Annotated in this window: 25 protein-coding genes; 8 read left to right on the forward strand and 17 right to left on the reverse strand. The window is 68.0% G+C overall.

Annotation, left to right across the window (positions count from 1 at the left end; all coding sequences use genetic code 11):
* Positions 1-50: 50 nt before the first annotated feature.
* Positions 51-1,001 (reverse strand): chitinase, encoded by a 951-nt coding sequence (locus ED92_RS29885; protein ID WP_037344118.1) that lies wholly within the window; start codon positions 999-1,001, stop codon positions 51-53.
* A 223-nt stretch (positions 1,002-1,224) separates the two neighbouring features.
* Between ED92_RS29885 and ED92_RS29890 the strand changes: the two genes are divergently transcribed.
* Positions 1,225-2,484, forward strand: a complete 1,260-nt coding sequence (locus ED92_RS29890) for a GGDEF domain-containing protein (RefSeq protein ID WP_052120918.1) — start codon at positions 1,225-1,227, stop codon at positions 2,482-2,484.
* On the opposite strand, the gene ED92_RS29895 is transcribed toward ED92_RS29890, so the two are convergent.
* Positions 2,481-2,969: a nucleoside deaminase gene (locus ED92_RS29895; protein ID WP_052120920.1), complete on the reverse strand. Its 489-nt coding sequence runs from the start codon at positions 2,967-2,969 to the stop codon at positions 2,481-2,483. The genes ED92_RS29890 and ED92_RS29895 overlap by 4 nt on opposite strands.
* Before the next feature lie 94 nt (positions 2,970-3,063).
* Here ED92_RS29895 and ED92_RS29900 point away from each other — a divergent pair, with 94 nt between their 5' ends.
* The gene (locus ED92_RS29900) at positions 3,064-4,023 is read left to right on the forward strand and encodes a YafY family protein (protein WP_037344119.1); all 960 of its coding nucleotides are present in this window, start codon (positions 3,064-3,066) and stop codon (positions 4,021-4,023) included.
* On the opposite strand, the gene ED92_RS29905 is transcribed toward ED92_RS29900, so the two are convergent.
* Together ED92_RS29905 and ED92_RS29910 are read right to left on the reverse strand one after the other, a co-directional pair.
* Positions 3,982-5,355, reverse strand: coding sequence for an MFS transporter (locus ED92_RS29905; protein WP_037344120.1), 1,374 nt, complete (start codon positions 5,353-5,355; stop codon positions 3,982-3,984). The genes ED92_RS29900 and ED92_RS29905 overlap by 42 nt on opposite strands.
* Positions 5,356-5,513: 158 nt before the next feature.
* A complete protein-coding gene (locus tag ED92_RS29910; protein WP_037344121.1) occupies positions 5,514-6,128 on the reverse strand; it encodes a TetR/AcrR family transcriptional regulator in 615 nt (204 codons plus the stop codon).
* A 109-nt stretch (positions 6,129-6,237) separates the two neighbouring features.
* Here ED92_RS29910 and ED92_RS29915 point away from each other — a divergent pair, with 109 nt between their 5' ends.
* Both ED92_RS29915 and ED92_RS29920 read left to right on the forward strand, forming a co-directional pair.
* Positions 6,238-6,993 carry an SDR family oxidoreductase gene (locus ED92_RS29915; RefSeq protein ID WP_037344122.1) on the forward strand — a complete coding sequence of 252 codons (756 nt, stop codon included), beginning with the start codon at positions 6,238-6,240 and terminating at the stop codon, positions 6,991-6,993.
* Between the two features lie 21 nt (positions 6,994-7,014).
* Positions 7,015-7,917, forward strand: a complete 903-nt coding sequence (locus tag ED92_RS29920) for an SDR family oxidoreductase (RefSeq protein ID WP_255355379.1) — start codon at positions 7,015-7,017, stop codon at positions 7,915-7,917.
* A 45-nt stretch (positions 7,918-7,962) separates the two neighbouring features.
* Here the strand turns inward: ED92_RS29920 and ED92_RS29925 are convergent, their stop codons facing one another.
* Positions 7,963-8,451, reverse strand: coding sequence for a carbonic anhydrase (locus ED92_RS29925; protein ID WP_037344123.1), 489 nt, complete (start codon positions 8,449-8,451; stop codon positions 7,963-7,965).
* A 188-nt stretch (positions 8,452-8,639) separates the two neighbouring features.
* On the opposite strand from ED92_RS29925, the gene ED92_RS29930 reads away from it, so the two are divergent.
* Positions 8,640-8,975: a hypothetical protein gene (locus ED92_RS29930; protein WP_037344124.1), complete on the forward strand. Its 336-nt coding sequence runs from the start codon at positions 8,640-8,642 to the stop codon at positions 8,973-8,975.
* A 37-nt stretch (positions 8,976-9,012) separates the two neighbouring features.
* On the opposite strand, the gene ED92_RS29935 is transcribed toward ED92_RS29930, so the two are convergent.
* On the reverse strand, positions 9,013-9,834 hold the full coding sequence (locus tag ED92_RS29935; RefSeq protein WP_063777631.1) for an enoyl-CoA hydratase-related protein: 822 nt from the start codon (positions 9,832-9,834) through the stop codon (positions 9,013-9,015).
* 76 nt (positions 9,835-9,910) lie between these two features.
* Here ED92_RS29935 and ED92_RS29940 point away from each other — a divergent pair, with 76 nt between their 5' ends.
* The 3 genes from ED92_RS29940 (at position 9,911) to ED92_RS29950 (ending at position 13,438) form a co-directional block, all read left to right on the forward strand.
* Positions 9,911-11,566: an AMP-binding protein gene (locus ED92_RS29940; RefSeq protein ID WP_037344125.1), complete on the forward strand. Its 1,656-nt coding sequence runs from the start codon at positions 9,911-9,913 to the stop codon at positions 11,564-11,566.
* Positions 11,567-11,571: 5 nt separating this feature from the next.
* Entirely contained in the window at positions 11,572-12,555 is a 984-nt protein-coding gene (locus ED92_RS29945) for a phosphotriesterase (RefSeq protein ID WP_037344127.1), read from the forward strand.
* A gap of 265 nt (positions 12,556-12,820) precedes the next feature.
* A complete protein-coding gene (locus ED92_RS29950; protein ID WP_016333237.1) occupies positions 12,821-13,438 on the forward strand; it encodes a TetR/AcrR family transcriptional regulator in 618 nt (205 codons plus the stop codon).
* A 54-nt stretch (positions 13,439-13,492) separates the two neighbouring features.
* Here the strand turns inward: ED92_RS29950 and ED92_RS29955 are convergent, their stop codons facing one another.
* From ED92_RS29955 to ED92_RS30005, 11 genes are all read right to left on the reverse strand, one after another.
* Complete coding sequence (locus tag ED92_RS29955) at positions 13,493-14,608, reverse strand: acyl-CoA dehydrogenase family protein (protein ID WP_037344128.1); 1,116 nt, start codon at positions 14,606-14,608, stop codon at positions 13,493-13,495.
* Positions 14,605-15,786 carry an acyl-CoA dehydrogenase family protein gene (locus tag ED92_RS29960; RefSeq protein ID WP_037344129.1) on the reverse strand — a complete coding sequence of 394 codons (1,182 nt, stop codon included), beginning with the start codon at positions 15,784-15,786 and terminating at the stop codon, positions 14,605-14,607. Before ED92_RS29960 ends, ED92_RS29955 begins: the two co-directional genes overlap by 4 nt.
* Positions 15,783-17,006, reverse strand: coding sequence for an acyl-CoA dehydrogenase family protein (locus ED92_RS29965; RefSeq protein ID WP_037344131.1), 1,224 nt, complete (start codon positions 17,004-17,006; stop codon positions 15,783-15,785). Before ED92_RS29965 ends, ED92_RS29960 begins: the two co-directional genes overlap by 4 nt.
* 2 nt (positions 17,007-17,008) lie before the next feature.
* Positions 17,009-18,034 carry a phosphotransferase family protein gene (locus tag ED92_RS29970; protein WP_037344132.1) on the reverse strand — a complete coding sequence of 342 codons (1,026 nt, stop codon included), beginning with the start codon at positions 18,032-18,034 and terminating at the stop codon, positions 17,009-17,011.
* Between the two features lie 91 nt (positions 18,035-18,125).
* On the reverse strand, positions 18,126-18,578 hold the full coding sequence (locus ED92_RS29975) for a MaoC family dehydratase (protein ID WP_037344134.1): 453 nt from the start codon (positions 18,576-18,578) through the stop codon (positions 18,126-18,128).
* Positions 18,579-18,581: 3 nt separating this feature from the next.
* Positions 18,582-19,343, reverse strand: coding sequence for a 3-oxoacyl-ACP reductase FabG (gene fabG, locus ED92_RS29980; protein WP_037344135.1), 762 nt, complete (start codon positions 19,341-19,343; stop codon positions 18,582-18,584).
* Between the two features lie 497 nt (positions 19,344-19,840).
* Positions 19,841-20,026 carry a hypothetical protein gene (locus ED92_RS29985; protein WP_037344137.1) on the reverse strand — a complete coding sequence of 62 codons (186 nt, stop codon included), beginning with the start codon at positions 20,024-20,026 and terminating at the stop codon, positions 19,841-19,843.
* Complete coding sequence (locus tag ED92_RS29990) at positions 20,011-21,060, reverse strand: hypothetical protein (RefSeq protein WP_037344138.1); 1,050 nt, start codon at positions 21,058-21,060, stop codon at positions 20,011-20,013. The genes ED92_RS29985 and ED92_RS29990 overlap by 16 nt, the downstream gene beginning before the upstream one ends.
* 81 nt (positions 21,061-21,141) lie before the next feature.
* Positions 21,142-21,795 carry a dCTP deaminase gene (gene dcd, locus ED92_RS29995; protein ID WP_037344140.1) on the reverse strand — a complete coding sequence of 218 codons (654 nt, stop codon included), beginning with the start codon at positions 21,793-21,795 and terminating at the stop codon, positions 21,142-21,144.
* Positions 21,792-22,547, reverse strand: a complete 756-nt coding sequence (locus ED92_RS30000; RefSeq protein WP_037344141.1) for a hypothetical protein — start codon at positions 22,545-22,547, stop codon at positions 21,792-21,794. The genes dcd and ED92_RS30000 overlap by 4 nt, the downstream gene beginning before the upstream one ends.
* On the reverse strand, positions 22,544-23,842 hold the full coding sequence (locus tag ED92_RS30005) for a helix-turn-helix transcriptional regulator (protein ID WP_052120921.1): 1,299 nt from the start codon (positions 23,840-23,842) through the stop codon (positions 22,544-22,546). The genes ED92_RS30000 and ED92_RS30005 overlap by 4 nt, the downstream gene beginning before the upstream one ends.
* Between the last annotated feature and the right edge of the window lie 603 nt (positions 23,843-24,445).

Raw genomic sequence — 24,445 nt, forward strand, 5'->3', positions numbered from 1 at the left:
ACCTGTACCGAGGGCTCACCCTGCGGACTGACACCGGTGGGGAACGGAAGTCAGCCGGTGTAACCCGCGACGATCTTGGTGTAGTCGTACTTGCCCTGCGAGATTCCCGCGCAGTTGTTGCAGTCGCGGTTCACCGCCCAGAACGACAGCCGGGCGAGATGTTTGCTCGCCGCGTAGTCGCGGATCGCGCGGAAGTCGGCGACGCTGACGGTTTCGCCCGCCACGTCGGTCTTCCCGTTCATCGACGAAAGCCCGCTGCGCCGGTAGGCCGCGTCGTCGCTCAGGCCGAAGGTGGATTTCACGACGTTCTTCAGCCCGTCCACGGCACTGCGGGTCTTGCCCGCCATGTCACCGCCGCTGGAGAAGTCGAACGGCATGACCGACCACGCGTCGACTCCCGCGCCGAGCGCCTTCGACTGGGTGATCAGCCGCTTGCCGTGCGAGTTGGGGCCGCCCACCTCGGTCGGGATGGTGATGACCACGCGCAGGCCGGGGTTCTTCTGCTTCGTGATCTTGACGGCGTTCAGGATCCGGTCCTGGACGGTGTAGTTCTCGAACTCGTCGGTGTTCTCGATGTCGAGGTCGATCGCCTTGAGCTTGTAGGCGTCGATGACCTTCTGATACGCGCCGGCGAGGGCCGAGGCGGTGCCGCATTTCGGGCCGAGCTTCGTCCCGGACCAGCCGCCGAACGACGGGATGACGTCGCCGCCCTTGGCCCGGATGTTGTTGATCAGCGTGGCGTCGGAGCCGGTGAGGGAACGGCTGCCGTCCCATTTCGGGTTGCAGCCGCCGTCGGAGAGGACGAACGCGAGGGTGAAGGCCTTGACGCCGGTGGCGTTCATCGCGGCGATCGGGTCCGTCTGTCCCGACCACTGGTACAGATAAGGCGAGGCGAGCACCGGATCCGGGGCTGCCGAGGCGACGGGGGCGAGGCCGACGGTCGTGGCGAGAGCGGCGCCCGCGGCGGTGGCCAGTGTCGCCCAGCGTCGTAGCGATTTCATAGGTCCTCCAACTGGTACGCGCGCGGCGAGGCGCGCAGGTGTGGAGCACCTCCGTCTTGACGCGGCGTATCAACCGGGAGGGTGCGCTCACTCACGGTGGACTAGACCATTGAGGACTGTCAAGAATTCACCGGGAATCCCGGCGGAAACGACCGACCTTAGTAGGGGGTGATGACCCGGAAAGCGGATCGACACCACCGCGATTACCGGCTAGTTTGCCGAAATGGTGGGGGACTCCCTGATGGCGACCGGAAGCCGCGGCCGGAGAGACCGGCTCGCCGCGCCGCGGCGGATACTGGGGTCCTGGAGCCTGTGGGAACTACCCAGGCGGGGCCTGATCGGGTACCTGCTCCTGGTCGACTTCGCCGCTTTCGCCGCCACCGCCTACCTCTTCGTGTTGCGGCCGCCCGCGCCGTCGTCCTTGCTCCCGTTTTCGGCTCTGCTGGCCGGAATGATCCTCAGCTCGGAGCTTTCGCGACCGGTTGAGCGGTCCCGTGCCGACACCCGGCTCGGCGCCGGACTGGACGCGGCCTGGATCTTCGCGGGCGCTTTGCTGCTGCCGCCCGCGTTGGCCGCGGTACTCGTCGCCGCTTCGGCGGGCTACCGCTGGTTCCGGATCCGGCGCGGGATTCCGCACCGTCAGACGTTCGCGGCCGCCGCCACGATGCTTTCGGCGCTCGGTGCCTCGATCATCCCGGTCCTGCTCGGCGCGCCGCCGTTCGCCGACGCGGCAAGGGATTTCGAGAGTTTCGCCCTGGTTTTCGCGACGGGACTGATCTTCCTGTCCGTCGACGCCGCTTTGGCCGCACCTGCCGCCGAATTCGGGGCGGAACCGTCGGGGTTCGCCTTCGACGCGGCGATGGTCGCGTTCGGCTTGCTGCTCGCGTGGTCGGCGGCGGAATGGCCGTATGCCACCGTGGTACTCGCCGGGGCGCTCGTGGTACTTCACCGGGCCGGGACGATGCGCGCCCTGCGCGGCCACGCGGGTACGGACTCCGGCACCGGGCTGCTCACCGCGTCGTCCTGGTTGGACGGTGCGCGCACCCAGTTCGATCTGCTTCGGGGCCGTGGCGCGGATCTTTCGCTGCTGATGCTCGACCTCGACCATTTCGCCCGGCTCAACGACCGGCACGGCAGGCACGTCGGGGACGACGTCCTCCGTGCCGTGGCGGACACTTTGCGCGCCGAGGTCCGCGCGGCGGACCTGGTCGGCCGGTTCGGTGGCGAGGAATTCGTCGTCCTGCTGCCCGGCACCAGCCGGTTCGACGCGCACGCGATCGCCGAACGCATCCGGCTGCGGATCTCCTCGACGTTCGTCTCACTGGATGGGACGTTCGCCGGGGTGACGGTCTCGATCGGAGTGTCGTCGCATCCCGCCGGCGGCGAGACGCTCGACCGGCTCGTCGGCGCGGCGGATCAGGCGATGCGCGCGGCGAAGGGGGCCGGGCGCAACCGGACCGTCGTCTTCGAGGCCGAAAACTAGTCCGCGGTGGGGACGCCGATGTCCTCGAACCACAACTCCGGGTGATCCCGGATGAACCCGGTCATCAACGCGGTGCAGGCCGGATCGTCGAGCAGGGTGATCTCGACGCCGTTCTCCTCGAGCCAGCCGTGCCCGCCCTCGAACGTGGTGGCCTCGCCGATGATCACCCGCCCGATGCCGAACTGGCGCACCAGCCCGCTGCAGTACCAGCAGGGGGAGAGGGTGGTGACCATGATCGTGTCCCGGTAGTGCGGCCGCCTGCCCGCGTTCCGGAACGCGGAGGTCTCGGCGTGCATCGACGGGTCGCCGTCCTGGACCCGCCGGTTGTGGCCGCGGCCGAGCAGGGCGCCGGTGGTGTCGAAGAGGGCGGCGCCGATCGGGACCCCGCCCTCGGCCTTGCCGAGTTCGGCCTCTTCGCGGGCGACGGACAGCAGCTGCGCGGGATCGATCACCTGACCAACCTTACGGTCCGTGAAGGCCTTCATGTACCTCAGCTGCCCAACCCGAGCCGCGAGCCCAATGCGGACCGGACCTGTCCTGAATGTCTGCCAGACTCCCTCCCATGAAGCGAGCGAACCGATGACCACGGGCACGTCGGCCCGGCTGCTGAGGCTCCTCTCCCTGCTGCAGGCGCGGCGCGACTGGCCGGGCGCCGATCTGGCCGACCGGCTGCAGGTGGACGTCCGCACGGTCCGGCGCGACGTCGAGCGGCTGCGGGAGCTGGGTTACCCGGTGCACGCCACGCCCGGCGTCGCGGGTGGCTACCGGCTCGGCGCGGGGGCCGCGCTGCCGCCCCTGCTGCTGGACGACGACGAAGCGGTCGCGGTCGCCGTCGGGCTCCGCACGGCCGCGAACGGGACGGTGTCGGGGATCGAGGAGACCTCGGTACGCGCGCTCACGAAACTGGAGCAGGTGCTGCCCGCCCGGCTCCGGCACCGGGTGACCGCGCTGAACGCCGCGATGATCCAGCTCGGCGGCGTCGTCCCGGTCATCGACGCGGCGGCGCTGACGGTCATCGCGTCCGCGTGCCGCGACCATCAGCGGCTCCGGTTCGGTTACCGCAGCCACAGCGGCGACGTCACCGAGCGCTACATCGAGCCGTTGCGCCTGGTGCACACCGGGCGCCGGTGGTACCTGGTCGCGTTCGATCTCGATCGGGACGACTGGCGGACCTTCCGCGTCGACCGGATCGACGGCGTCCCGGCGACCAGCTTCCGGTTCACGCCGAGGGAACCGCCCGCCGAGGACCTCGCGGCCTATGTCTCCCGCGGGATCACGTCTTCGCCGTATCCGCACCAAATGGTGCTGCGGGTCAACGCCTCGGCGGAGGCGCTCGCCGAGTACGTGTCACCGACCGCCGGGACGATCGAGGCCATCGACGAGCACACCTGCCGGGTCAGGGTCGGTTCCAACGACCTCTCCGTGATGCCCTACTACCTCGCCCACTGGGACGTGGACTTCGTCGTGGAGGAGGCGCCGGACGAGGTCAAGGAGCGGCTACGCCTGGTCGCCGACCGCTTCGCGCGCGCGGTCGTGTGAGTCCGAAGTGGACCGTGCGCGTTTGGCGAGCAGGCCGATGGAACCGAGCGAGATCAGGGCCAGCACGATGATGTAGAGCGAAACCGACATCGACGTCCCGGTGGATTCCAGCAGCAGCACCATGATGAACGGCGCGAGCCCGCCGCCGACGACCGCGCTGATCTGATAGCCGAGCGAGGCGCCGGTGTAGCGCATTTCGGCGGTGAACAGTTCGGCGAACAGCGCCGCCTGCGGGCCGTACATGATGCCGAGGAACAGTGACCCGACGAACGAGGCGATCACGAACAGCGGCAGCGACGCCGTGTCGATCAGCAGGAACATCGGGATCGCCCAGAGCGCGACCCCCGCCGCGCCGAAGGTGTAGATCTTGAGCCTGCCGATCCGGTCGGACAGTTTCGCCGACAGCGGGATGATCGCCAGCTGCAGCGTGCTGATCAGCAGGGTCGCCACGAGCACCGTGGTCCGCGACATGCCCAGATGACGGGTGGCGTAGTCGAGGACGCCGTTCAGCAGGATGTAGAAGGTGGCGGTGTTGACCATGAACGAGCCACCGGCCAGCAGCACCGTGCCCTTGTGGTGACGCAGGACGTCACGCAGCGGCGACTTGGCCCGGCCGCGTTCTTCGGCGGCGAGTTTTGCTTCCGCACGGCGGTATTCGGGCGTCTCGTCGATCTTGACGTGCATGTACCAGGCCAGTCCGAGCACGAGGACGCCGACCAGGAACGGGATCCGCCACGCCCACACGAGGAAGTCCGACGGTGGCGCCACCTGCGCGGCGACCAGGAACACCGTGTTCGCGAGCACCACCCCGATCGGAACGCCGAGCTGGACGAGGCTGCCGTAGAGGCCGCGTTTGCCGGGCGGCGCGTACTCGGTGGCGAGCAGCATCGCGCCACCCCACTGGGCGCCGACGGCGACCCCCTGCACGAGCCGGAGCAGCACCAGGAGGAGCGGGGCGGCGATCCCGATCGAGTCGTAGGTCGGCAGCAGGCCGATCAGCGTGGTCGCCGCGCCCATCAGCGCGATCGCCAGTACCAGCACGGGTTTCCGGCCGCGTTTGTCGCCGAGGCTGCCCGCGATGATCCCGCCGAGCGGCCTGGCGAGGAAGCCGACCGCGAAGGTGGCGAACGAGGCGAGGACGCCGGCCGCGGCGTTGGTGGTGGGGAAGAAGGTCTTCCCGAACACCAGGGCGGCGGCGATCCCGAAGACGAAGTAGTCGTACCACTCGACCGATGAGGCGAGTGCCGCCGCGGTCGCGGCCCTCCTGCGCTGGGAGACGGTGATCGTCGGTTCGGCGGCGGTTCCGGGGGCGTTCGGTGCGGTGTCGGCCATCTGGATGCCCTTCGCTCGGCGCTGCTGCGGCGATGCAGTCCGGGCAAGTTAACAACCGCTTAGTATGTGGTCAACGTCTCAACGGGTAATTCTAGATACCGACCAGTTGGTATGTCACTCTGGTGGCGGTATCGCCGCCAGAGGTCGATCAGTACTGGTCAGGAGAGTTTCGTGCCGAGCATGCGCAGCACCAGCTCGCTGTACTCCTGGCCCAGCTTCTTGGGGGTCTGGCGGGCCCGTTCGCTGTACCAGCGGGAGACGTCGACGCCGAGCGAGAGCACGGCGCGGGCCGCGGTGTGCGGGTCGCCGACGGTGAACACGCCAGCCCGGGCGCCTTCGGTGATGACCTCGCGCACGACCTGCTCGATGCGGCGGCGCAGTTTCGCGACGATCTCGAACTCCTCGTCGGGCAGCGCCTGCAGTTCGTACTGCACCACGCGGGCCACGGTGTGCCGCCGCGCGTGCCAGGTCACGAAGTCCTCCACCAGCAGCCGGATCCGCTCGACCGGGTCGGTCTCCCGCGCCACGACGCTCTCGACGAGGGAGAGTGTCTGCTCGTGGCCGTACTTCGAGATCGCGAACAGCAGCGCGGCCTTGGACGGGAAGTGGACGTACAGCGCCGCGGGGCTCATTCCCGCCGCCGAGGCGATGTCCCTGGTGGTGGTCGCGTGATAGCCGCGCCGCGCGAAGGATTCGACCCCGGCCAGCATCAGGCGCCGTGCCGTCTCCGGCTGGACGTCGGGCCACAGTTCGGCCGACAGCGACATGGTCATCCGCAGATCCTCCCAGACGCTCGAACCGGAGAGTGGGCTTGACAGCGCCTCCGGACCTTCCCATTGTAAGTGAGCGCTCGCTTAGTCAAGGAAAGAGGAGATCGACAGAGTGAACCACTCCTTCAAGGATCGCGTCGCGATCGTCACCGGGGCCAGCCGGGGTATCGGCCTCGGGATCGCCAAGGACCTCGTCGAGCGCGGCGCGAAGGTGTGCATCACCGCGCGCAAGCCGGAGCCGCTGGCCGAGGCGGTCGCCGAACTGGGCGGCGAGGCGGTCGCCATCGCCGTTCCCGGCAAGGCCGACGACGACGAACACCAGGCCGAGGCCGTCGCCAAGACCATCGAGACGTTCGGACGGCTCGACATGCTGGTCAACAACACCGGTATCAACCCGGTGTTCGGGCCGACGCTGGACGTCGACCCCGGCGCCGCCGCGAAGATCTTCGCCGTCAACGTGCTCGCCCCGCTTTCGTGGACCCGCCGGGCGCGGGACGCGTGGATGGGGGAGCACGGCGGCGCGGTGGTGAACGTCGCGTCCATCGCCGGGCTCGGCGCGTCGCCCGGGATCGGGATGTACGGCGTCAGCAAGGCCGCGCTGATCCGGCTCACCAAGGAACTCGGTTTCGAACTGGGCCCGAAGATCCGCGTCAACGCCGTCGCGCCGGCCGTGGTCAAGACCAAGTTCGCGACCGCGCTGTACGAAGGCCGCGAAGAAGAGGTCTCGGCGCCGTACCCGATGAAGCGCCTCGGTGTCCCGGCGGACATCGCGAGCGCCGTGTCGTTCCTGCTTTCGGAAGAGGCGGGCTGGATCACCGGGCAGACGATGGTCCTCGACGGCGGCGTGACGCTGGCCGGTGGCCTGTGACCCCGTCCTTCACCGGATCCGGTGTCGTCGTCACCGGCGGGGGCGGCGGGATCGGTGCCGTCCTCGCCCGCCGGTTCGCCGCCGAGGGCGCGCGCGTGGTCCTGGACGGGGGCGCCGCGGGCGGGGGCGCGGAGGGGGGCGGGGGGGGCGTCCCCGGCCGCGGTCGCGGCGGCCCCGGGCGGGGGCGGCGGGATCGGTGCCGTCCTCGCCCGCCGGTTCGCCGCCGAGGGCGCGCGCGTGGTCGTCGGCGACCTGAACGGGGACGCCGCGGCCGAGGTCGCGAAGGAGATCGGCGGGACCGCCGTCGCCGGTGACGCCGCGAGCGAAGCGGGTGTCGCGTCGCTGATCGAGGCGGCCCGCGAAACCCTCGGCGAGATCGACGTCTTCTGTGCCAACGCGGGGATCGCGCCGATGGGCGGCGTGGACGCGCCCGAGGAGGACTGGGCGCGGATCTGGGACGTCAACGTCATGGCGCACGTGCGCGCGGCACGGCTGCTCCTGCCGCCGTGGCTCGAACGCGGCCGTGGGCATTTCATCTCGACGGTGTCGGCCGCGGGATTGCTGACCAGCCTCGGTTCGGCGTCGTACTCGGTGACCAAACACGGCGCGCTCGCCTTCGCCGAATGGCTGTCGGCGACGTACCGGCACCGCGGGCTCACCGTGCAGGCCATCTGCCCGCAGGGTGTGCGGACGGCGATGCTGGAGAACACCGGCCCCGCGGGCGAACTGCTGATGGGCGCGTCGGCGATCCAGCCGGAACAGGTCGCGGACGCGTTGTTCGAGGCCATCGCCGCCGACCGGTTCCTGGTGCTGCCGCATCCCGAGGTCGCGGACTACTACGCCGCGCGGGCCACGCAGACCGACCGCTGGCTCGGCGGGATGAACAAGCTGCAGCGCAAGGTGGAGCAGGTCACCGGCGAATGACCCCCGGGGCCGCGCACGGTTTCGCCCTGCGCGGTCCCTTCTGTTTCAGACGACTTCGTTCAGCTTCCCCGTCGCGACGTCGAACACGAAACCGCGGAGGGAATCCTTCTTGGGAATGAACGGGCTGTTCTTGATCCGCGCGATCGACTGACGGACGTCCGCGTCGACGTCGCCGAACGACTCGGCGGCCCACGCCGGTTTGACGCCGACCTCCTCCTGAATGGATTTCTTGAAATCGTCGTCGGTGAAGGTGAGCATTCCGCAGTCGGTGTGGTGGATGAGGATGATCTCCTCGGTGCCGAGCAGGCGCTGGCTGATCGCGAGGGAACGGATCTCGTCCTCGGTGACGACGCCGCCCGCGTTGCGGATGACGTGCGCTTCACCTTCCTGAAGGCCGAGAACGCCGTAGACGTTGATGCGGGCGTCCATACAGGCGAGCACGGCCACGTGTTTGGCGGGCGGCAAGGGCAGTGGTCCGGAAAAGCGCGCGGCGTAACCGGCGTTGTTGGCCAGGAGTTCATCGGTGACCGACATGGTCGTCCCCTTCCGGGTGGAGTACGACCGAGTGGACCGCTCGGATGCACGCCTGCGCAACCGCGCCCATGACCTGGGATCGGCCCGGCTGAATCCGGCCACCACGGCGTGGATCCACCCGGCGGTTGATCTTCGCCGCGGAATCGGCCACTGTGGGGAGGGGGTCCTGCTCGCGGTGAGGAAACACGATGAACAAGCGTTTCGTGGTCCGTGGGTTCGTGCTTGCCGCGGCCGTGGCCGGGTCGATGCTGACCGCGGGATCGGCGATGGCGAGCACCGCGGAACCGTGCGCGGCCGGGGCGTCGGGAGACGTCGCGGCGGCTTCCTGCACGCCGTATCGCAAGGTGAGTGAGGGCTGGAGCAGCAAAACCGCCTGCAACCGCGCCGGCAACGAGGGCGCGCAGGCGGGACGCTGGACCGGCTGGAACTGCAACCAGGCGCTGCGCGGCTGGGAGCTGTGGGTGCGCACCTGCACCGCTTTGGCGGCGGAGAAGGACGCGGTGACCACGCGCGCAACCGTCTGATTCGCCTCTGTCGCCCCGGACGCGTGTCCGGGGCGACCTAATCTCCTTGGTACGGCGGGAAATCCGGCGGACGGCGTTCGTTCCAGCTCGCCAGGCCTTCGGGAAGTTCCGGGTGACCGAAGGATTCGAGCATCAGGGCGGTGGCTTCGCGGGCGGAATCCTCCAAGGAGAGCCCGGCTTCGCGAAGGACCTGCCGTTTGATGAGCGCCATGGAGCGCGGCGCGCTGTAGGTCGCGAGTTCGGTGGCGTAGGTCATCGCCCGCGCCGAAAGCTCTTCCGGCGGCACGACTTCCTGCACCAGGCCGTACTCGTAGGCATCTTCGGCCGTGAAGGTCCGGCCGGAGAGCAACAGATCGAGTGCCCGGCCGCGGCCGACGAGTTCGGGCAGCAGTCTCGCCACCCCGTATTCGGCGATGAGGCCCCGCCGCGCGAAGGCGGTGGTGAACTTCGCGCCCGTCGCGGCGAACCGGACGTCGGCGGCGCAGGCGATCACGAAGCCGAGCCCGGCGCAGCCGCCGTTGATCGCCGCGACCACCGGCACGTCGGCATACGCGGCGGCGAGGACGTCGCGGAACCCTTCTCGTTCCGGCGCGCCCGTGCCGCTGACGGAGATGTTCTCCAGCAGTCCCAGGTCCGCCCCGGGGCAGAAGGAGCGCCCGCTGCCGGTGACGACGACGGCGCGGACGCCGGGATCGGCCGACGCCTCGCCCAGCAGCCTGCCGTAGCGGATCTGCATCGGCTGGTCCATCGCGTTGCCGCGGCCGGGTTTGTCGAAGGTGATCGTGGCGACGGCGCCGTCCACGGCGTAGCGGACCGTCCCCGCAGTGTCCACTTCGGACGGTGAGAGCTGATCGGTCACGTCGACCTCCTTGCGTCATCGACATACTAAGCGGATGCTTACGGGATCGTCGAGACTTGTCAGGGAGGAAACCTGCATGAGCCGGTACGAAGCGAAGCCATGGCTGGCCGCCTACGAGGATCGGATGAAGGCGGCGGAGGCACCGAAAGCGACCACGGTCCTGGCGTCCTTCCGGCGGGCGGTCCAGCGCTCTCCGCTGGCCACGGCGATCGCCTACTTCGACGCCACGATGAGCTACCGTGAGGTCGACGAGCTCTCCGACGGCGTCGCGCGTCATCTGCTGGCCTCCGGTTTCGCGCCGGGCGACCGGCTCGCCCTGGTCCTGCAGAACATCCCGCAATTCGTGCTGGCGTTGCTCGGCGCGTGGAAGGCGGGCGGGATCGTCGTCCCGGTGAACCCGATGTACCGCGAGCGGGAACTCCAGCACGTCTTCGAGGACGCGGGGGTGCGTGCGGTCGTCTGCTCGCAGAGCGGATGGAACCGCCGCATCCGCCCGCTCGTGCCCGGCAGCGACGTGACGATCGCGCTGACCACCAGCGAACTCGACCTGCAGGGCCGCGATGACCCGCGCGTGTTCGGCGGGATCGTGCGGGAGCCGACCCCCGGTGCCGACGATCTGCTGACGGCGGTGCGGGCCGCGACCGGGGAGCCGCCCGCCGACCCCGGACTCGGCCCCGACGACGTCGCGCTGATCAGCTACACCTCGGGCACCAGCGGGACACCGAAGGGGGCGATGAACACCCACGGCAACCTCGGCGCGAACGCGGCCGTGCTCAGCACGTTCAGCGGTCTCGGCGAGGGTGCCACCCTGTTCGGTCTCGCCCCGCTGTTCCACATCACCGGCATGGTCTGCGAGATCGCCTCCGCGATCGACATCGGCGGCACGCTCGCGCTCGCGTACCGGTTCGAGCCCGGCGTGGTGCTCGACGCCTTCCTGGAGCACAAGCCCGTGTACACGGTTGGCCCGTCCACGGCGTACATGGCGTTGATGGCCCATCCCGGCGTGAGCCGCGAGCACTTCGACTCCTTCCAGCTGCTGTACTCCGGTGGTGCCGCGCTGCCGCCCGCCGTGGTCGGCACGTTCCGCGAACGGTTCGGCCACTACATCCACAACGGCTACGGGCTCACCGAGACGACCGCGGGCTGCATCGTCGTCCCGAGCAGCCTCGAAGCGCCCATCGACGAAGCGTCCGGCACGATCTCGATCGGCCTGCCCGTACCGGGGACCATCGTGCGCATCCTGGGTGAGAACGGCGAGGAACAGCCGTTCGGGACGGCGGGTGAGATCGCCGTCGAAGGTCCGATGGTGATCCCCGGCTACTGGAACCGGCCTGAGGCGACCGAGGCCGCGCTACCCGGCGGCAGGCTCCTGACCGGCGACATCGGCTTCATGGAGCCGAGCGGCTGGGTCTACGTCGTCGACCGCAAGAAGGACATGATCAACGCCTCCGGGTTCAAGGTCTGGCCGCGTGAGGTCGAGGACGTCCTGTACACGCATCCGGCGGTGCGTGAAGCGGCCGTCGTCGGCGTTCCGGACGCCTACCGCGGTGAAACCGTGAAGGCCTACGTCAGCCCGGCGCCGGGCACCACGCCCGATCCCCAGGACCTCGTCGCGTACTGCAAGGAACGCCTCGCCGCGTACAAATACCCGCGGGTGGTCGAGGTGCTCGACGAACTGCCGAAGACGGTGAGCGGCAAGATCCTCCGCCGCGAACTCCGGGAGAGGGGCTGAGCGGGATGGCGCAGGTCGAAACCGTCCGCGGGCCCGTCGACACCGGCGAGCTGGGCCGGGTGCTCATGCACGAGCACCTGTTCGTGCTCAGTCCCGAGTTCATGGCGAACCATCCCGAGCACGACGGATTCCGCGAAGACGAACACGTCGCCGACGCGATCCGCCGGCTCGACGAACTGAAGGCCGCCGGGATCGACACCATCGTCGACCCCACCGTGATCGGGCTCGGCCGCTACATCCCGCGCGTTCAGCGGGTCGCGGCCGAAACCGACCTCCGGATCATCGTCGCGACCGGGCTCTACACCTACAACGACGTCCCGCACTACCTGCACCATCGCGGACCGGGGCTCATCTTCGACGACGGCGAAGATCCGCTGGTCGGCCTCTTCACCGGCGACATCGTGGACGGGATTGCCGGCACCGGTGTGAAGGCGGCCCTGCTGAAATGCGCGACCGACGAACCCGGCGTCACCCCCGGCGTCGAACGTGTCCTGCGCGCGGTCGCGAAGGCGCACCGGGAGACCGGCGCGCCGATCATGACCCACACCCACGCGCCCACCCGGCGCGGCCTCGAACAGCAGGCCGTCTTCGCCTCCGAAGGCGTCGACTTGGACAGGGTCCTCATCGGCCACAGCGGCGACACCACCGACCTCGACTACCTCACCGAGATCGCCGACAAGGGATCGCTGCTGGGGATGGACCGGTTCGGGCTCGACCCGTTGCTGTCGTTCGACGAACGGGTCGCCACGGTCGCGGCGCTGTGCGAGCGCGGCTACGCCGGGAGCATGGTCCTCTCCCATGACGCCTCCTGCTTCATCGACTGGTTCGAGCAGGACAAGATGGCGGCCGTGGCGCCCAACTGGCATTTCCTCCACATCACCCGTGACGTGCTGCCCGCCTTGCGGGAGTCGGGGGTTTCCGAAAAGGACATAACGACGATGCTGGTCGACAATCCGCGTCGGTTCTTCGAGCATGCGGGCGGGTATTGACCGCGTTCGTGCTGGGGCCTGCGGTCAGCTTTCGGGCGGGGTGGTCGTGAGTGGCGATTCGGGTTCTAACCCGAATCGCCACTCACGAGACGCGGCACCGCACTCGCGTGATCGAAGCCGAAACTCGCGTGATCGGCGGCGGAACACCGAGTGCGGCATCCCATCACGCGAGTCACGTGCCTGATCACGCGATCTCGAGTCCCCTTTTCCCGTGCGTCGACAAACCGGCCGGTATGCTGAGTGTTCGCACGAGAAGGAGCCGGTCATGACACGAGCGACCACCCGGAAGGCCGAGGCAGGCGGCGAAGACCAGGCCGCCGTCCCGCGCCGTCTGCTGTCGCACGCCACGAAGCTCTTCGCCAAGAAGGGTTTCGACCGCACCTCCGTGCAGGAGATCGTCGAGGCGGCCGGCGTCACCAAGGGCGCGATGTACCACTACTTCGGCTCCAAGGACGACCTTCTCTACGAGATCTACGCCCGGGTGCTGCGCTCGCAGACCGAGCAGCTGGAAAAGGTGGCCTCGAGCGAGGCGCCGCTGCGGGAGCGGCTGCGTTCCGCCGCCTCGGACGTCATCGTCAGCACGATCGACAACCTCGACGACAACACGATCTTCATGCAGTCCATGCACCAGCTCAGCGTGGAGAAGCAGAAGGCCGTCCGCGCGGAACGCCGCAAGTACCACGAGCGGTTCCGCACGCTGATCGAGGAAGGCCAGGAGTCCGGCGAATTCCGCGGGGACAAACCGGCCGACGTGATCGTCGACTTCTTCTTCGGCTCGGTGCACCACCTCGGTTCGTGGTACCGGCGTGGCGGCGCGCTTTCGGCCCGCCAGATCGGCGACCACTTCGCCGATCTCCTGCTGGCCGCATTGCGGCCGGAGTAGCGCCCAGCCGCTCGGCGGGGTCCGACCCTTTCCGGGCGGACCCCGCCGGGTGGATCAGGCCGGCAAGTCGATCAGCGGCGCGAGAGCCGCGCGATGCCGTCCAGGAGTGCCCAAGGCGATCTCGTCGCTCTTCGCGCGCTTCAGGTACAGGTGCGCGGGGTGCTCCCAGGTCATGCCGATCCCGCCGTGCAGCTGGATCGCCTCTTCGGCCGCGTGGACGGCGATGGGGGAGTTGCGGGCCTGCGCCACTGCGACGGCGATCGCGATGTCGTCACCGGAGGCCAGGCAGTCGGCGGCGTACCGCGCGGTGGCCCTGGCGTTGACGAGATCCGTGTACAGGTTCGCCAGCCGGTGCTTCAGCGACTGGAAGGAGCCGACCTGACGGCCGAACTGGTAGCGCTCCTTGAGATAGCGCACCGTTTCGGTCAGCGCCCACTCGGCGATCCCCAGCTGTTCCGAGGCTAGCAATCCCGCCGCGGTGACGAGTGCCGTGTCGAGCGCGGACGTCGCCGTCGAGGCGTCGGCGACGCGTTTCGCGGCCGCGTTCTCCAAGGTCACGTCGGCGATGCGCCGGGTGAGGTCGAGGGAGATCGCCTCGGTGACCGTGACACCCGCCGACGCCACGTCGACCGTGTACAGGCCGGGGCCGTCGGGTCCCACCGCCGGGACGACGAGCAGTTCGGCCACCGAAGCGTCGACGACGCTGCGGACCCGGCCGCTGAGCGTGCCGTCGGCCGCCGCGGTGACCGCCGAGGGGAACTCGGCGCCGGGCGCGGTCGACAGCGGCACGGCCAGCGCGCCGATGAGCGTGCCCGCGGCCAGTTTCCCGAGCCGTTCGGTCACTTCCGCCTGTGCCGTGTCGGTCGCCAGCAGGGCCGACGTCGCCAGGACGGCGCTGCCGAGATAGGGGACCGGGGCGACACTGCGCCCGAGCTCCTCCATCACGACGGCGACTTCCCGCGCCGAAGCGCCGTGCCCGCCCAGTGCCTCCGGGACGGCGAGACCCGCCGCGCCGAGGTCGGCGGCGAGCGTGCGCCACAGCTTCAGGTCGTACGGTTCCGCCGTCTCGGTCCTGGTGATCAGGGCCGCCGGTTCCGCGCGGTCCTTGAACAGGTCGCGGACGCTGGCGCGAAGGTCCTCTTCGACCTCGGAGTACAGCAGGTCGCTCATCGGGGCAGGTCCTTCCAGGCGACGTCCTTGTCGATCCGCGGCTCGGACGGCAGCCCCAGCACACGCTCGGCGATGATGTTGCGCAGGACCTCCGAGGTGCCGCCCTCGATGGAGTTCCCCTTCGCGCGCAGATAGCGATAGCCGGCTTCGCGGCCGAGGAAGTTCACGCCGTCGGGGCGGCGCATCGTCCAGTCGTCGTAGCGCAGACCGTCTTCGCCGAGCAGCTCGATCTCCAGCCCGGACGCGGCCTGGTTCAGCTCGGAGAACGCGACCTTGACCGCGGAACCCTCCGGCCCCGGCGCGCCCGCGGCGAGCTGCTGCCGCAGCCGTGAGCTCACCAGGCGCAGGCTTTCGCCTTCCACCCACAGCTTCAGCAGCCTGTCGTGCAGTTCGGACGTGCGCAGCTCCGGGCGCTCCCGCCAGACTTCCGCGACGACGCCGACCATGCCGCCGTCACGCGGGAACTCGGTCCCGCCGATCGCGACCCGCTCGTTCATCAGCGTGGTCTGCGCGACCTTCCAGCCCTCACCGACCGCGCCGAGGCGGTGCGCGTCGGGAATGCGGACCTCGCTGAGGAAGACCTCGTTGAATTCGGCCTCCCCGGTGATCTGCCGCAGCGGCCGGACCTCGACGCCCGGCGCGGTCATGTCGCACAGGAAGTACGTCATGCCACGGTGTTTCGGCACATCGGGATCGGTGCGGGTGACCAGGATGGCCCACTGCGACTTGTGCGCGCCCGACGTCCAGACCTTCTGGCCGGTGACCACCCAGTCGTCGCCGTCGCGTACCGCGCGGGTGCCCAGCGCGGCCAGGTCGGAGCCGGCGCCGGGCTCGCTGAACAGCTGGCACCACACCTCGCGTTCGGTCCACAGTGGACGCAGGAAACGCTGGTGCTGTTCCGGCGTGCCGAAGGCGAGGATCGTCGGCGCGGCCATGCCGAGACCGATGCCGATCCGCCGTTTGTCGTTGTCCGGCGCGCCCGCCGCGGCGAGCTCTTTGTCGACAACGGACTGAAGGGAGCGGGGCGCGTTCAGCCCGCCAAGGCCTTCGGGGAAGTGGATCCACGCCAGCCCGGCGTCGAACCGCGCGTCGAGGAAGTCCTGGCGCGGCGTGCTTTCCGGCGGATACGCGGCCAGCAACTCGGCCACACGCCGTTTGAGATCGTCCACAGTGGTCACTTCGAAGCCTCCCCGCGGTACTTCTTCAGCTCACGGTGCGCCAGCGAGCGCTTGTGCACCTCGTCCGGGCCGTCGGCCAGGCGCAGTGTCCGCACCTGCGCCCACATCTCGGCGACCGGGAAGTCCTGGCTGACCCCGCCCGCGCCGAACAACTGCACGGCCTTGTCGAGGATCCACTCGACGGTGATCGGGGTGGAGATCTTGATCGCCTGGATCTCGGTGTGCGCGCCCTGGTTGCCGACGGTGTCCATCAGCCACGCGGTCTTCAGGACCAGCAGCCGCTGCTGCTCGATCTTGACCCGCGCCTCGGCGATCCAGTCCTGAACCACGCCCTGTTCGGCGATCGGCTTGCCGAAGGTCTCGCGCGAGAGCGCCCGGCGGCACATCAGTTCCAGCGCGCGCTCGGCCATCCCGATGGCGCGCATGCAGTGGTGGATCCGCCCGGGCCCGAGGCGCGCCTGCGCGATGGCGAACCCGTCGCCCTCGCCGGCGATGAGGTTCTCCGCCGGCACACGGACGTCCTCGAAGAGCACTTCGGCGTGGCCGCCGTGGTCCCCGTCGGTGTAGCCGAACACGTGCATACCGCGTTTCACGGTCATGCCGGGGGTGTCGCGGGGGACCAGGATCATGCTCTGCTGCTTGTGCGCGGGCGCGTCCGGATCGGTTTTGCCCATCACGATGAAGATCTTGCAGTTCGGGTTCATCGCCCCGGAGATGTACCACTTGCGGCCGTTGATGACGTATTCGTCGCCCTCACGCCGGATGCTGGTGGCGATGTTGCGCGCGTCGGAAGAGGCGACGTCGGGCTCGGTCATCGCGAACGCGGACCGGATCTCGCCGTCCAGCAACGGTTGCAGCCACTGCTTCTTCTGCTGGTCGGTGCCGAACATGGTGAGCACTTCCATGTTCCCGGTGTCCGGTGCCGCGCAGTTCACCGCGGTGGGCGCGAGCCGGAGACTGCGGCCGGTGATCTCGGCCAGCGGCGCGTACTGCAGGTTCGTCAGGCCCGCGCCGTGGTCACCGGGGAGGAAGAAGTTCCACAGCCCGCGTTTGCGGGCTTCGGCCTTGAGTTCCTCGACGATCGGCGGCTGCGACCACTCGCTGTCGCGCTCGGCCAGCTGCCGCTCGAAGACGGCCTCGGCCGGATAGATGTGCGAATCCATGAACTCGAGGAGTTTTCCCCGCAGTTCCTCGGTTTTCGCGTCGAAGGCGAAGTCCATCCCTATCCCTCTTCCTTGAGCGTTTCGATGCCGTGCGCGATCAGGGGAACGACGCCCGAGCCGATGCCGTCGAATCCGGCGCCGACGGTCTGTCCCTTGCTGTAGCGGAGGTGGATGCCTTCCAGGATCACCGCGAGCTTGAAGAACGCGAAGCTCACGTACCAGTCGAGCCGGGAGACATCGCGGCCGGAACGTTCGGCGTACCGCGCGATGACCTCGTCGTTGCGCGGGTAGCCCGGCGCCGAACTGGCGTTGGACACGAACTGCAGGGAGACCTTGTCGCGTTCGGCGTAGGCCACCAGCAGCGCGAGGTCGGTCAGCGGGTCGCCGAGGGTGGACATCTCCCAGTCCAGCACCGCGGTGATCCGGTCGTCGGCGTTCACCAGCACGTTGTCCAGCCGGTAGTCGCCGTGGACGATCGACGGTTCGCCCGATTCCGGCACCGACGAGGCGAGCCGGTCGTGCAGTTCGTCGACGCCCGGCAGGTCGCGGCTGCGATTGCCGTCGAGCTGCTTCTTCCAGCGCCGCAACTGGCGTTCGAGGAAGCCCTCGGGACGGCCGAAGTCGCCCAGGCCCACCGATTCCGGCTCGACGGCGTGCAGCGCGACCAGGGTGTCGACCAGCTCGTCCGCGATCGCCTTGGTGCGGGCGGGACCCAGCGCGGCCAGCTCGGTGTCCGAACGGAAGGGCGTGCCCTCCACGAACTCCATCACGTAGAAGCGCGAGCCGATGACGTCGGTGTCCTCGCACAGCAGCACCGTTTCCGGCACCGGGACGGCCGTGCCGTGCAGGCCGGAGATCACCCGGTACTCGCGGCCCATGTCGTGCGCCGTCGGCAGGACGTGGCCCAGCGGCGGGCGGCGGACCACCCAGCGGGACCGGCCGTCACCCACGATGTAGGTGAGATTCGACCGGCCCCCCTCCACGACCTGGCCGCTCAGGTCGCCCTGGACGAGACCCGGCCGGTGCTCGTCCAGATGGGCCTTGAGCCTGGCCAGGTCGAGGCCCGGCAGGTCGGACTGGTTCATGGTGCCTCCAGCGTCTCGCTTTCCGATAACAGTACCGACCAGTCGGTATGTCAGGTAGGGCTGGTCCGGCGAGGTGCCGGAGGTCACTCTCTCAGGCGATCAGGCGGACGACCATTTCCGCGACGCACGCCGGTTTGGGCTCGCCGTCGATTTCGATCGTCCACCGGACGACGGCCTGCTTGCCGCCGGCGACGTCGGTGACCTCGACCAGCTCGGCACCCGCCCGGATCTTCGCGCCGACCTTGACCGGCTGGGGGAACCGGACCTTGTTCAGGCCGTAGTTGATGCCCATCTTGAGCCCGTTGACCCGGTAAAGCTTGCCGACGAAGCCCGAAATGAGCGACAGCGTCAGGAAACCGTGGGCGATCGGCGCCCCGAACGGGCCTTCGGCGGCCTTCTCGACGTCGACGTGGATCCACTGGTGGTCGTCGGTGGCGTCGGCGAACAGATTCACCCGTTCCTGGGTGAGCGTCAGCCAGTCGCTGTAGCCGAAGTGCTCGCCGACGGCGTTCTCGAACTCCTGCAGGGAGGCGAATTCGCGCATGGCTCAGTCCTTCGGTCCGCCGGCGACGTAGATGACCTGACCGGAGATGAATCCGGCGCCGTCGCTCACCAGGAACGACGCGAGGTTGGCGATGTCGTCGGGGGTGCCGACGCGCTGCACCGGGATCTGCGACGCGGCCGCCGCCTTGAAGTCCTCGAACGACATGCCGAGCCGCTCGGCGGTCGCCGCGGTCATGTCGGTGGCGATGAACCCGGGGGCGATGGCGTTCGCGGTGACGTTGAACTTGCCCAGTTCGATCGCGAGGGTCTTGGTGAAGCCCTGCATGCCGGCCTTGGCGGCGGAGTAGTTGACCTGGCCGCGGTTGCCCAGCGCCGAGGTGCTGGACAGGTTGACGATACGGCCCCACTTCTCCTGCGTCTGGTACTTCTGCACCTCGCGGGTCATCAGGAACGAACCCTTGAGGTGCACGCCCAGCACCGAGTCCCAGTCCTGTTCGGTCATCTTGAACAGCAGGTTGTCGCGGGTGATGCCGGCGTTGTTGATCAGCACGGTCGGCGCGCCGAGTTCCTCGGCCACCCGGGTCACCGCGGCTTCGACCTGCGCGGCGTCGTTGACGTCCAGCGCGACACCGACGGCCTTGCCGCCCTCGGCGACGATCGCTTCCGCCCCTTGTTTGACACCGGCCTCGTCGAGGTCCAGCAGGCCGACGGCGAATCCGTCGGAAGCGAGCCGCTTGGCCACGGCCGCCCCGATGCCGCGGCCGGCGCCGGTGACGATCGCTACACGGGAGGGGTGTTCGGTCACGGGTGTTCTCCTCGTCGTCGAGTGGAAGTGCCGTCGAGTCTGCCGTACTAAGCAGTTGGTTTGTAGAGATGTCAGGCCAGGAGTCTCGCTGTGATCGTAATCACGGGTGCTCGAACGGCCACTCCCGGCGAGCTGATCGTCCCGACGTCGGGCGCGCCGACCTGTGCTTCCGCAAGCACACGGAGGTGTCACACTTGCGCCGAAGAGCCCATGTCCTGGCCGGTCTGACCGTGCCGCCGCACTTGGGGAAGGTGTGGAGGGCCCCTTTCCTCGGCTGAGCCGAGGAAAGGGGCCTTCCACGCTCCGCCGCTGTGGCTGCTGGGGCTGGTGGTGTTGCCGAGCCGTGGGTGACGATCGAGAAGTCCGTGAAGGCCTCCTTCCCTACCTTCAGGGTAGGGAAGGAGGCCTTCACGGACCTTCGGCCAACTGACACCCACATTCAGTAGGCAGCTGAGACAGCCTTCGGGTTCTAACAATCGCCACTCGCGAGGCGCGGGTCAGCTCGCCCGCTTGCCCAGCACCTCGGTGATCAGTCGCGGCAGTTCACCGCCGTGCGACGAACTGGGCGGGAACCACTCCGGCGCGATCCCTTCCCAAGACTCGCCGTCGTCCAGTTCAACGCCGCTAATGATCGACCGATGGGTACGGACAACTTCATGGCCGCCGATCATCGGTCCCGCCATTTTCGAACCAACTTTTTCATTCGTGGTATCCCTTCGACGAGCAAAGGGGCAACGATTCCACAGCTGATTCCGATGAGAATCTCCGACCAGTGCGGTATCGGCGCCGGGATGAATGCGCAAAGGAGAAAGGTGACGGCAAGCCAGGCTTTCCACTGTTTTCGGAGAGACCAGAGTAATCTGGCGGGCAGGGAAACGTGTGCGGAGTTCGACCACGCTTCTTCGAAGAGTCTGAGAAATATTCTGACAAAGTTCGGCAGCATCCCCTGTGGTGCTGCGACCTCGATCATGACGCCTTCGAGACTTCGTTGCCGGTAAGGGTCGTATATGTCGAATCTCACGATTTCGCCGTCCACGGAGAAGCAGGTGGCGAGTTCCATGTCCTCCGCAGTCCTGCTCAGGCGAATTTCAACCGTCGGGTGATTGCGGAACTCTCGTACCCATGCGGTGATCCGCTCCCTCGAAATGGATCGCATGGTTTCGCTTCTCCATTTCACCGCCAGTGTCGGCGCGGCGAGCAATATGCGTATTCTCACGCCGGCCTCGGCACGTTCGCGAAGCGCCCGCACGGTCTCTTCGTAGGGAGGCGTCACCAGCATCGGTAGGCAGATCTCGCTTCGCGCTGACCGGAGAAGGTCCAGATAAGAGTGAAATATCGAGGAGTTCTCCATGGGGCCGAGAACCTTGATATAGGGCTCGAGCGTTACGCGGATCGCCAGCAGTCTGTCGGCGACGCTCTGGTCTCCCAGATGGGTCGCGATCAGCTGTGCCAGATGTGAAACTCGTCCCGTAACGGCCACGCCGTGAATGACGGTTTGAGTGAGCCATTTTCGGTGTAGCAGGTCTTGAATCGCCAACCGTGCCTCGGCGACGGACTCAAGCCCGGGGTAATGGCGGACGATTTCCGCCAGATCTCGCTCCGGACGGTCGTATCCGCGTGTCGCCATCACGACGGCCAACATCGCCGCCGGACGGGTCATCCCGACCTGCTGAAGGTCTTGGGCTATGCGCAGTTCTGATCTGTCAAGAGTTCCCACGAGGCCTCCTCCTGGTGGGCGGACTCGCTACAGCATAGATGCGGCTATTTCGCCTGTCTGCCCGCCAGGAGGATGAACTGACTAGTTCCTGGAATTGTGTGTGCTTTCGATTCGCTCGGCAAGCCGGGAAGGCATGACGAAATGATCGTTCGAATAGTTGTGTGGAATCCGGTCATACGGTTCCTCGCTTCCAGTGGAAGCGAACAGCATCACGTTGCAGATTCTGGCACCTGGATGCAGCAGAACGGCATGCCGCAGGTGATTGACTATCTCCAGGGTCAGGACCGCGCCGTTGCTGCGGCCAAAGCCGGGGCTGACCTGACCGCACAGAACGACGCTGATCCCGAGGCGGGCGTAATCGCTGGTCCCATCGACAAGACCCGCCAGGCGGCCCGAGAGCCCGATGCGTTCCATCGTCGGAGCGAGAACGACTTCGCCGGGTTCCACTCGCAACCGGCCCTGGTCGTCCAAGTCCTTCGGCACGAGGTCGGGGTAGGTGGCGCGGTCGGCGATGTCGACCGCGCCGGTGGATACCAGGCTGAAGGCTTCCTTGCCCAGTCGCAGACTGATCGCCGCGGGCCGGATGAGCGAGTCGTCGAAGGGTGTGACGGAAAGATCGCCGTCCAGCAGCGCCCTTCTGATCTCTCTGTCGGTGAGAACGCCGCGGTCGAATCGCCGGTTTCCGAGGCGGAGCTTGGAGAGCCTGCTCGATGAGGCGGGCTGGACCGTGGTCATGAGGAGACTCGTTCGGCTAGGGCGGCGACGACGGATTTGACGAGAAGGCTGAATTCCTCTTCGCTCATCTCGCCATTGGGCTGGTCGTCTGTCTGGCCAGGCAGGCAGTAGACGACGGTTTTAGCCGACAGATGGGGTCCCTGAAAGACCAGTGTCGCGGTGAGGCCCGCGTCAATCGGCCGGACGGTGTGCACGACGTCGGTGTCGCAGGTGTAGACCTGCCCGCGTCGCACATGCGGGGTCCGCAGTTTCCTGAGGCGAGCCTGTCCGTCGCGTCGCAATGCCGCGGGGTCGGCGGGATCAGCGCCGTACCAGTACCTGGTGTGGACCTCGCCGCCTTCGTCGGCTTCGCCGTACTCGACCATGTGCATGCCTTCGCCGGTGACGACGGTCGAAGCGAATTCCCATCGATGACTGTGCGGATTGGATTCGCCGCGCGACGGTTCCGTGGCTTCCGGCCAGACGTGGAGCCGGATCCGGAAGTCGGCAGAGGAGAGCAGCACCATCTTGGCGAACCCGTTGGGGTGCCAGTAGGAGCGCTTGGCGGCTTCGCGAACGGCTTCTTCGTTGCGGAGAATCTCTTCCAGCCAGGCAAGGAATGTGCCGGGATCGTCCTGGACCCGGTGGGCCGCGCGGCGGAGCCAAGGCAGGCTCACGATGCCGGTGGCGGGCCGTGATTCCGTGACGGCCTGAACGAACGCGTGTGCTCCGGCCGAGTCGGCTGGACTGGACGACGGTGGATTGTCGGTCATGGAGTCGTACCTGAAGTTCCTGGAGGGCTGAGCGGGGGTGCGGCCACGGCGAGTGCTGCCGAGCGGAGGGCCGTGACGGCGTCCAGCGTCTGCCAAATCGGCAGGTCTCCGCTGCCCCAAGCCCACAGGCCCTGATCGGCGTCGTAACGCTCCCAGAGGGTTCCGAGCGCGCGGTTGAGCCGGGGGAGTGGCAGAAGAGGGGCGGTGGCCAGTGCTTGGACGACCCAGGCGGAGGTGAAGTGCCGGATGATGATCCGGGCCGTTCCGTCACCGTCGGGACGAGGCTTTTCGAGGTCTTCGGCCACGCCGTCATCCGGATGGGTGTGGTCGACGAGCCATTGTGTGGCTTCGTCGGCCGCTTCTTGGGCATCGTGGCGATCGGTGCGGTTCCGCAGCACGTCGCGTAGCACCACGATGGCCCGTGCGGTGTGCGCCACGGACGGCTCGGGTGCCACAAGCCCGGCTTCGTTCTTCTCCGGCCACAGCCGGATGCCGTTGAAAACGAGCCTGGTGGCCAGGAGATCGTCGATCAGCCGATCGGTCAGCCGGGCGTCGGGTCGTAGTCGCACCGCCGCCTGCAGGGTCGTGGCCAGCAGGTAGGGGCGGGTCGTGCTGAACGGGTCCAGTGAATGCTCCAGGAGCTCCAACCCGTCATCAGCGGAAAGCGTGGTGCCCATGCGGAAGAGCGCGTCCACAACCGCCGCCGTGGTCTCGGGCCACCTGCCTTCCGGCCGTCCTCGCCAGCCGAATTCGGAGCGTCGGCTGTGGAGTTTTTCGGCCAGGGGATGTAGGTCGAGGTAGGTGTCGCCTACCAACAACATCGTGCTGATCCCGTATGCGGTACTCAGCACTGTCGGCGGAGTCTTCTTCTGCAGGTTCTGTCGCCAGCCCAGCGGTTTCCCGTGCTCGTCGCGGATCAGGCGCTCGGCGAGTTTGGCGCCGACGGTGTGGAACACCTGCAGCAGCGACCGCGAAGTGTCGACCACGCCGGCGTCGGCGACAAGGGGCGGGGCGGTGTGTTCCTGCGGCGAACGGGCCGCCTCGACCAGGGTGAACAGCGCGTTCGCAGCGCGGAAGTGGTCGTCGAGCTGGCGGGCGTTATGGGTTGACGGCAGGTATTTGCCGGTCTCCCACTGGGTCAGGTTCGCCCTGGTCACCCCGATGATCCGGGCGGTTTCCGCCTGGGTTTCCCCGGCGGCCTTGCGCAGTCGCCGCAGCTCACGTCCGACTCCCGACGCGGTAACGGTTTCCGCATCGGGGCTTACCGGCCGCCGTCCGGCCGATGTAGGCTTCATGTAGGCACTAGACACAGGCTTACCTACCTTTAGTAGGCAAAGTAGGGCGGTGACTGAACGTGCACACAACGGGGAGAGTACAGCAAGCGAATCGGACCGCGCTGGCGCGTCGGTCAATGTCGTGTCACAACGTGCGAGTAGCCGAGTCCGGGCCTGTTCTTCCTGGTCCTGGGGTACGTGACCCGCCCGGCCGAGAGGGCCGGTCCGGACAGGGCACGACCGAAGAGCGGATGCTGTCAGCCATCTGATCGTAACGCTGTGCATCCGTTTCGGTTCGCGTCGCCTGCGGGCCACACGAATGCCGGAGTAGGCGTCGTGTGTGCCGACCCGCGTCAGTGCTTCGCCGCATCGGGGGTGAACCTCATGTCCCACCACGAGAACCACACGGCAGCGCCCCGATCTTGGTTCGATCGACTTCTCGAACGCTTCCACGAATGGCTTTTCGCGTCCGGCGAGGACTCGAGAGCGGCCGCTCGTGGCTGGCAGGTGACCCGGGTGCCGAACAGCAGGCGCCGCGTCTACCGCGACCCACGCTGGGACACCGTGCACGCGTGCGAACCGTGCGGAGGCACGGGGTGGTGGCCCTACGAGGACGCCGTTTGC

Origin of the sequence: Amycolatopsis sp. MJM2582 (assembly GCF_000754115.1) — a bacterium.
GTDB classification, from domain to species: Bacteria; Actinomycetota; Actinomycetes; order Mycobacteriales; family Pseudonocardiaceae; genus Amycolatopsis; species Amycolatopsis japonica.

What these genes read in the sequence shown, in the direction of transcription:
- ED92_RS29910 (WP_037344121.1), bottom strand. Translation starts at nt 6,128, where the DNA reads ATGACCATGTCGCTGTCGGCCGAACTGTGGCCCGACGTCCAGCCGGAG.
- ED92_RS29925 (WP_037344123.1), bottom strand. Translation starts at nt 8,451, where the DNA reads ATGTCGGTCACCGATGAACTCCTGGCCAACAACGCCGGTTACGCCGCG.
- ED92_RS29985 (WP_037344137.1), bottom strand. Translation starts at nt 20,026, where the DNA reads ATGGCGGGACCGATGATCGGCGGCCATGAAGTTGTCCGTACCCATCGG.
- ED92_RS29885 (WP_037344118.1), bottom strand. Translation starts at nt 1,001, where the DNA reads ATGAAATCGCTACGACGCTGGGCGACACTGGCCACCGCCGCGGGCGCC.
- ED92_RS29945 (WP_037344127.1), top strand. Translation starts at nt 11,572, where the DNA reads ATGGCGCAGGTCGAAACCGTCCGCGGGCCCGTCGACACCGGCGAGCTG.
- ED92_RS29895 (WP_052120920.1), bottom strand. Translation starts at nt 2,969, where the DNA reads ATGAAGGCCTTCACGGACCGTAAGGTTGGTCAGGTGATCGATCCCGCG.
- ED92_RS30000 (WP_037344141.1), bottom strand. Translation starts at nt 22,547, where the DNA reads ATGACCGACAATCCACCGTCGTCCAGTCCAGCCGACTCGGCCGGAGCA.
- ED92_RS30005 (WP_052120921.1), bottom strand. Translation starts at nt 23,842, where the DNA reads ATGAAGCCTACATCGGCCGGACGGCGGCCGGTAAGCCCCGATGCGGAA.
- ED92_RS29900 (WP_037344119.1), top strand. Translation starts at nt 3,064, where the DNA reads ATGACCACGGGCACGTCGGCCCGGCTGCTGAGGCTCCTCTCCCTGCTG.
- ED92_RS29950 (WP_016333237.1), top strand. Translation starts at nt 12,821, where the DNA reads ATGACACGAGCGACCACCCGGAAGGCCGAGGCAGGCGGCGAAGACCAG.
- ED92_RS29965 (WP_037344131.1), bottom strand. Translation starts at nt 17,006, where the DNA reads ATGGACTTCGCCTTCGACGCGAAAACCGAGGAACTGCGGGGAAAACTC.
- ED92_RS29930 (WP_037344124.1), top strand. Translation starts at nt 8,640, where the DNA reads ATGAACAAGCGTTTCGTGGTCCGTGGGTTCGTGCTTGCCGCGGCCGTG.
- ED92_RS29940 (WP_037344125.1), top strand. Translation starts at nt 9,911, where the DNA reads ATGAGCCGGTACGAAGCGAAGCCATGGCTGGCCGCCTACGAGGATCGG.
- ED92_RS29905 (WP_037344120.1), bottom strand. Translation starts at nt 5,355, where the DNA reads ATGGCCGACACCGCACCGAACGCCCCCGGAACCGCCGCCGAACCGACG.
- ED92_RS29890 (WP_052120918.1), top strand. Translation starts at nt 1,225, where the DNA reads ATGGTGGGGGACTCCCTGATGGCGACCGGAAGCCGCGGCCGGAGAGAC.
- ED92_RS29975 (WP_037344134.1), bottom strand. Translation starts at nt 18,578, where the DNA reads ATGCGCGAATTCGCCTCCCTGCAGGAGTTCGAGAACGCCGTCGGCGAG.
- dcd (WP_037344140.1), bottom strand. Translation starts at nt 21,795, where the DNA reads ATGACCACGGTCCAGCCCGCCTCATCGAGCAGGCTCTCCAAGCTCCGC.
- ED92_RS29955 (WP_037344128.1), bottom strand. Translation starts at nt 14,608, where the DNA reads ATGAGCGACCTGCTGTACTCCGAGGTCGAAGAGGACCTTCGCGCCAGC.
- ED92_RS29970 (WP_037344132.1), bottom strand. Translation starts at nt 18,034, where the DNA reads ATGAACCAGTCCGACCTGCCGGGCCTCGACCTGGCCAGGCTCAAGGCC.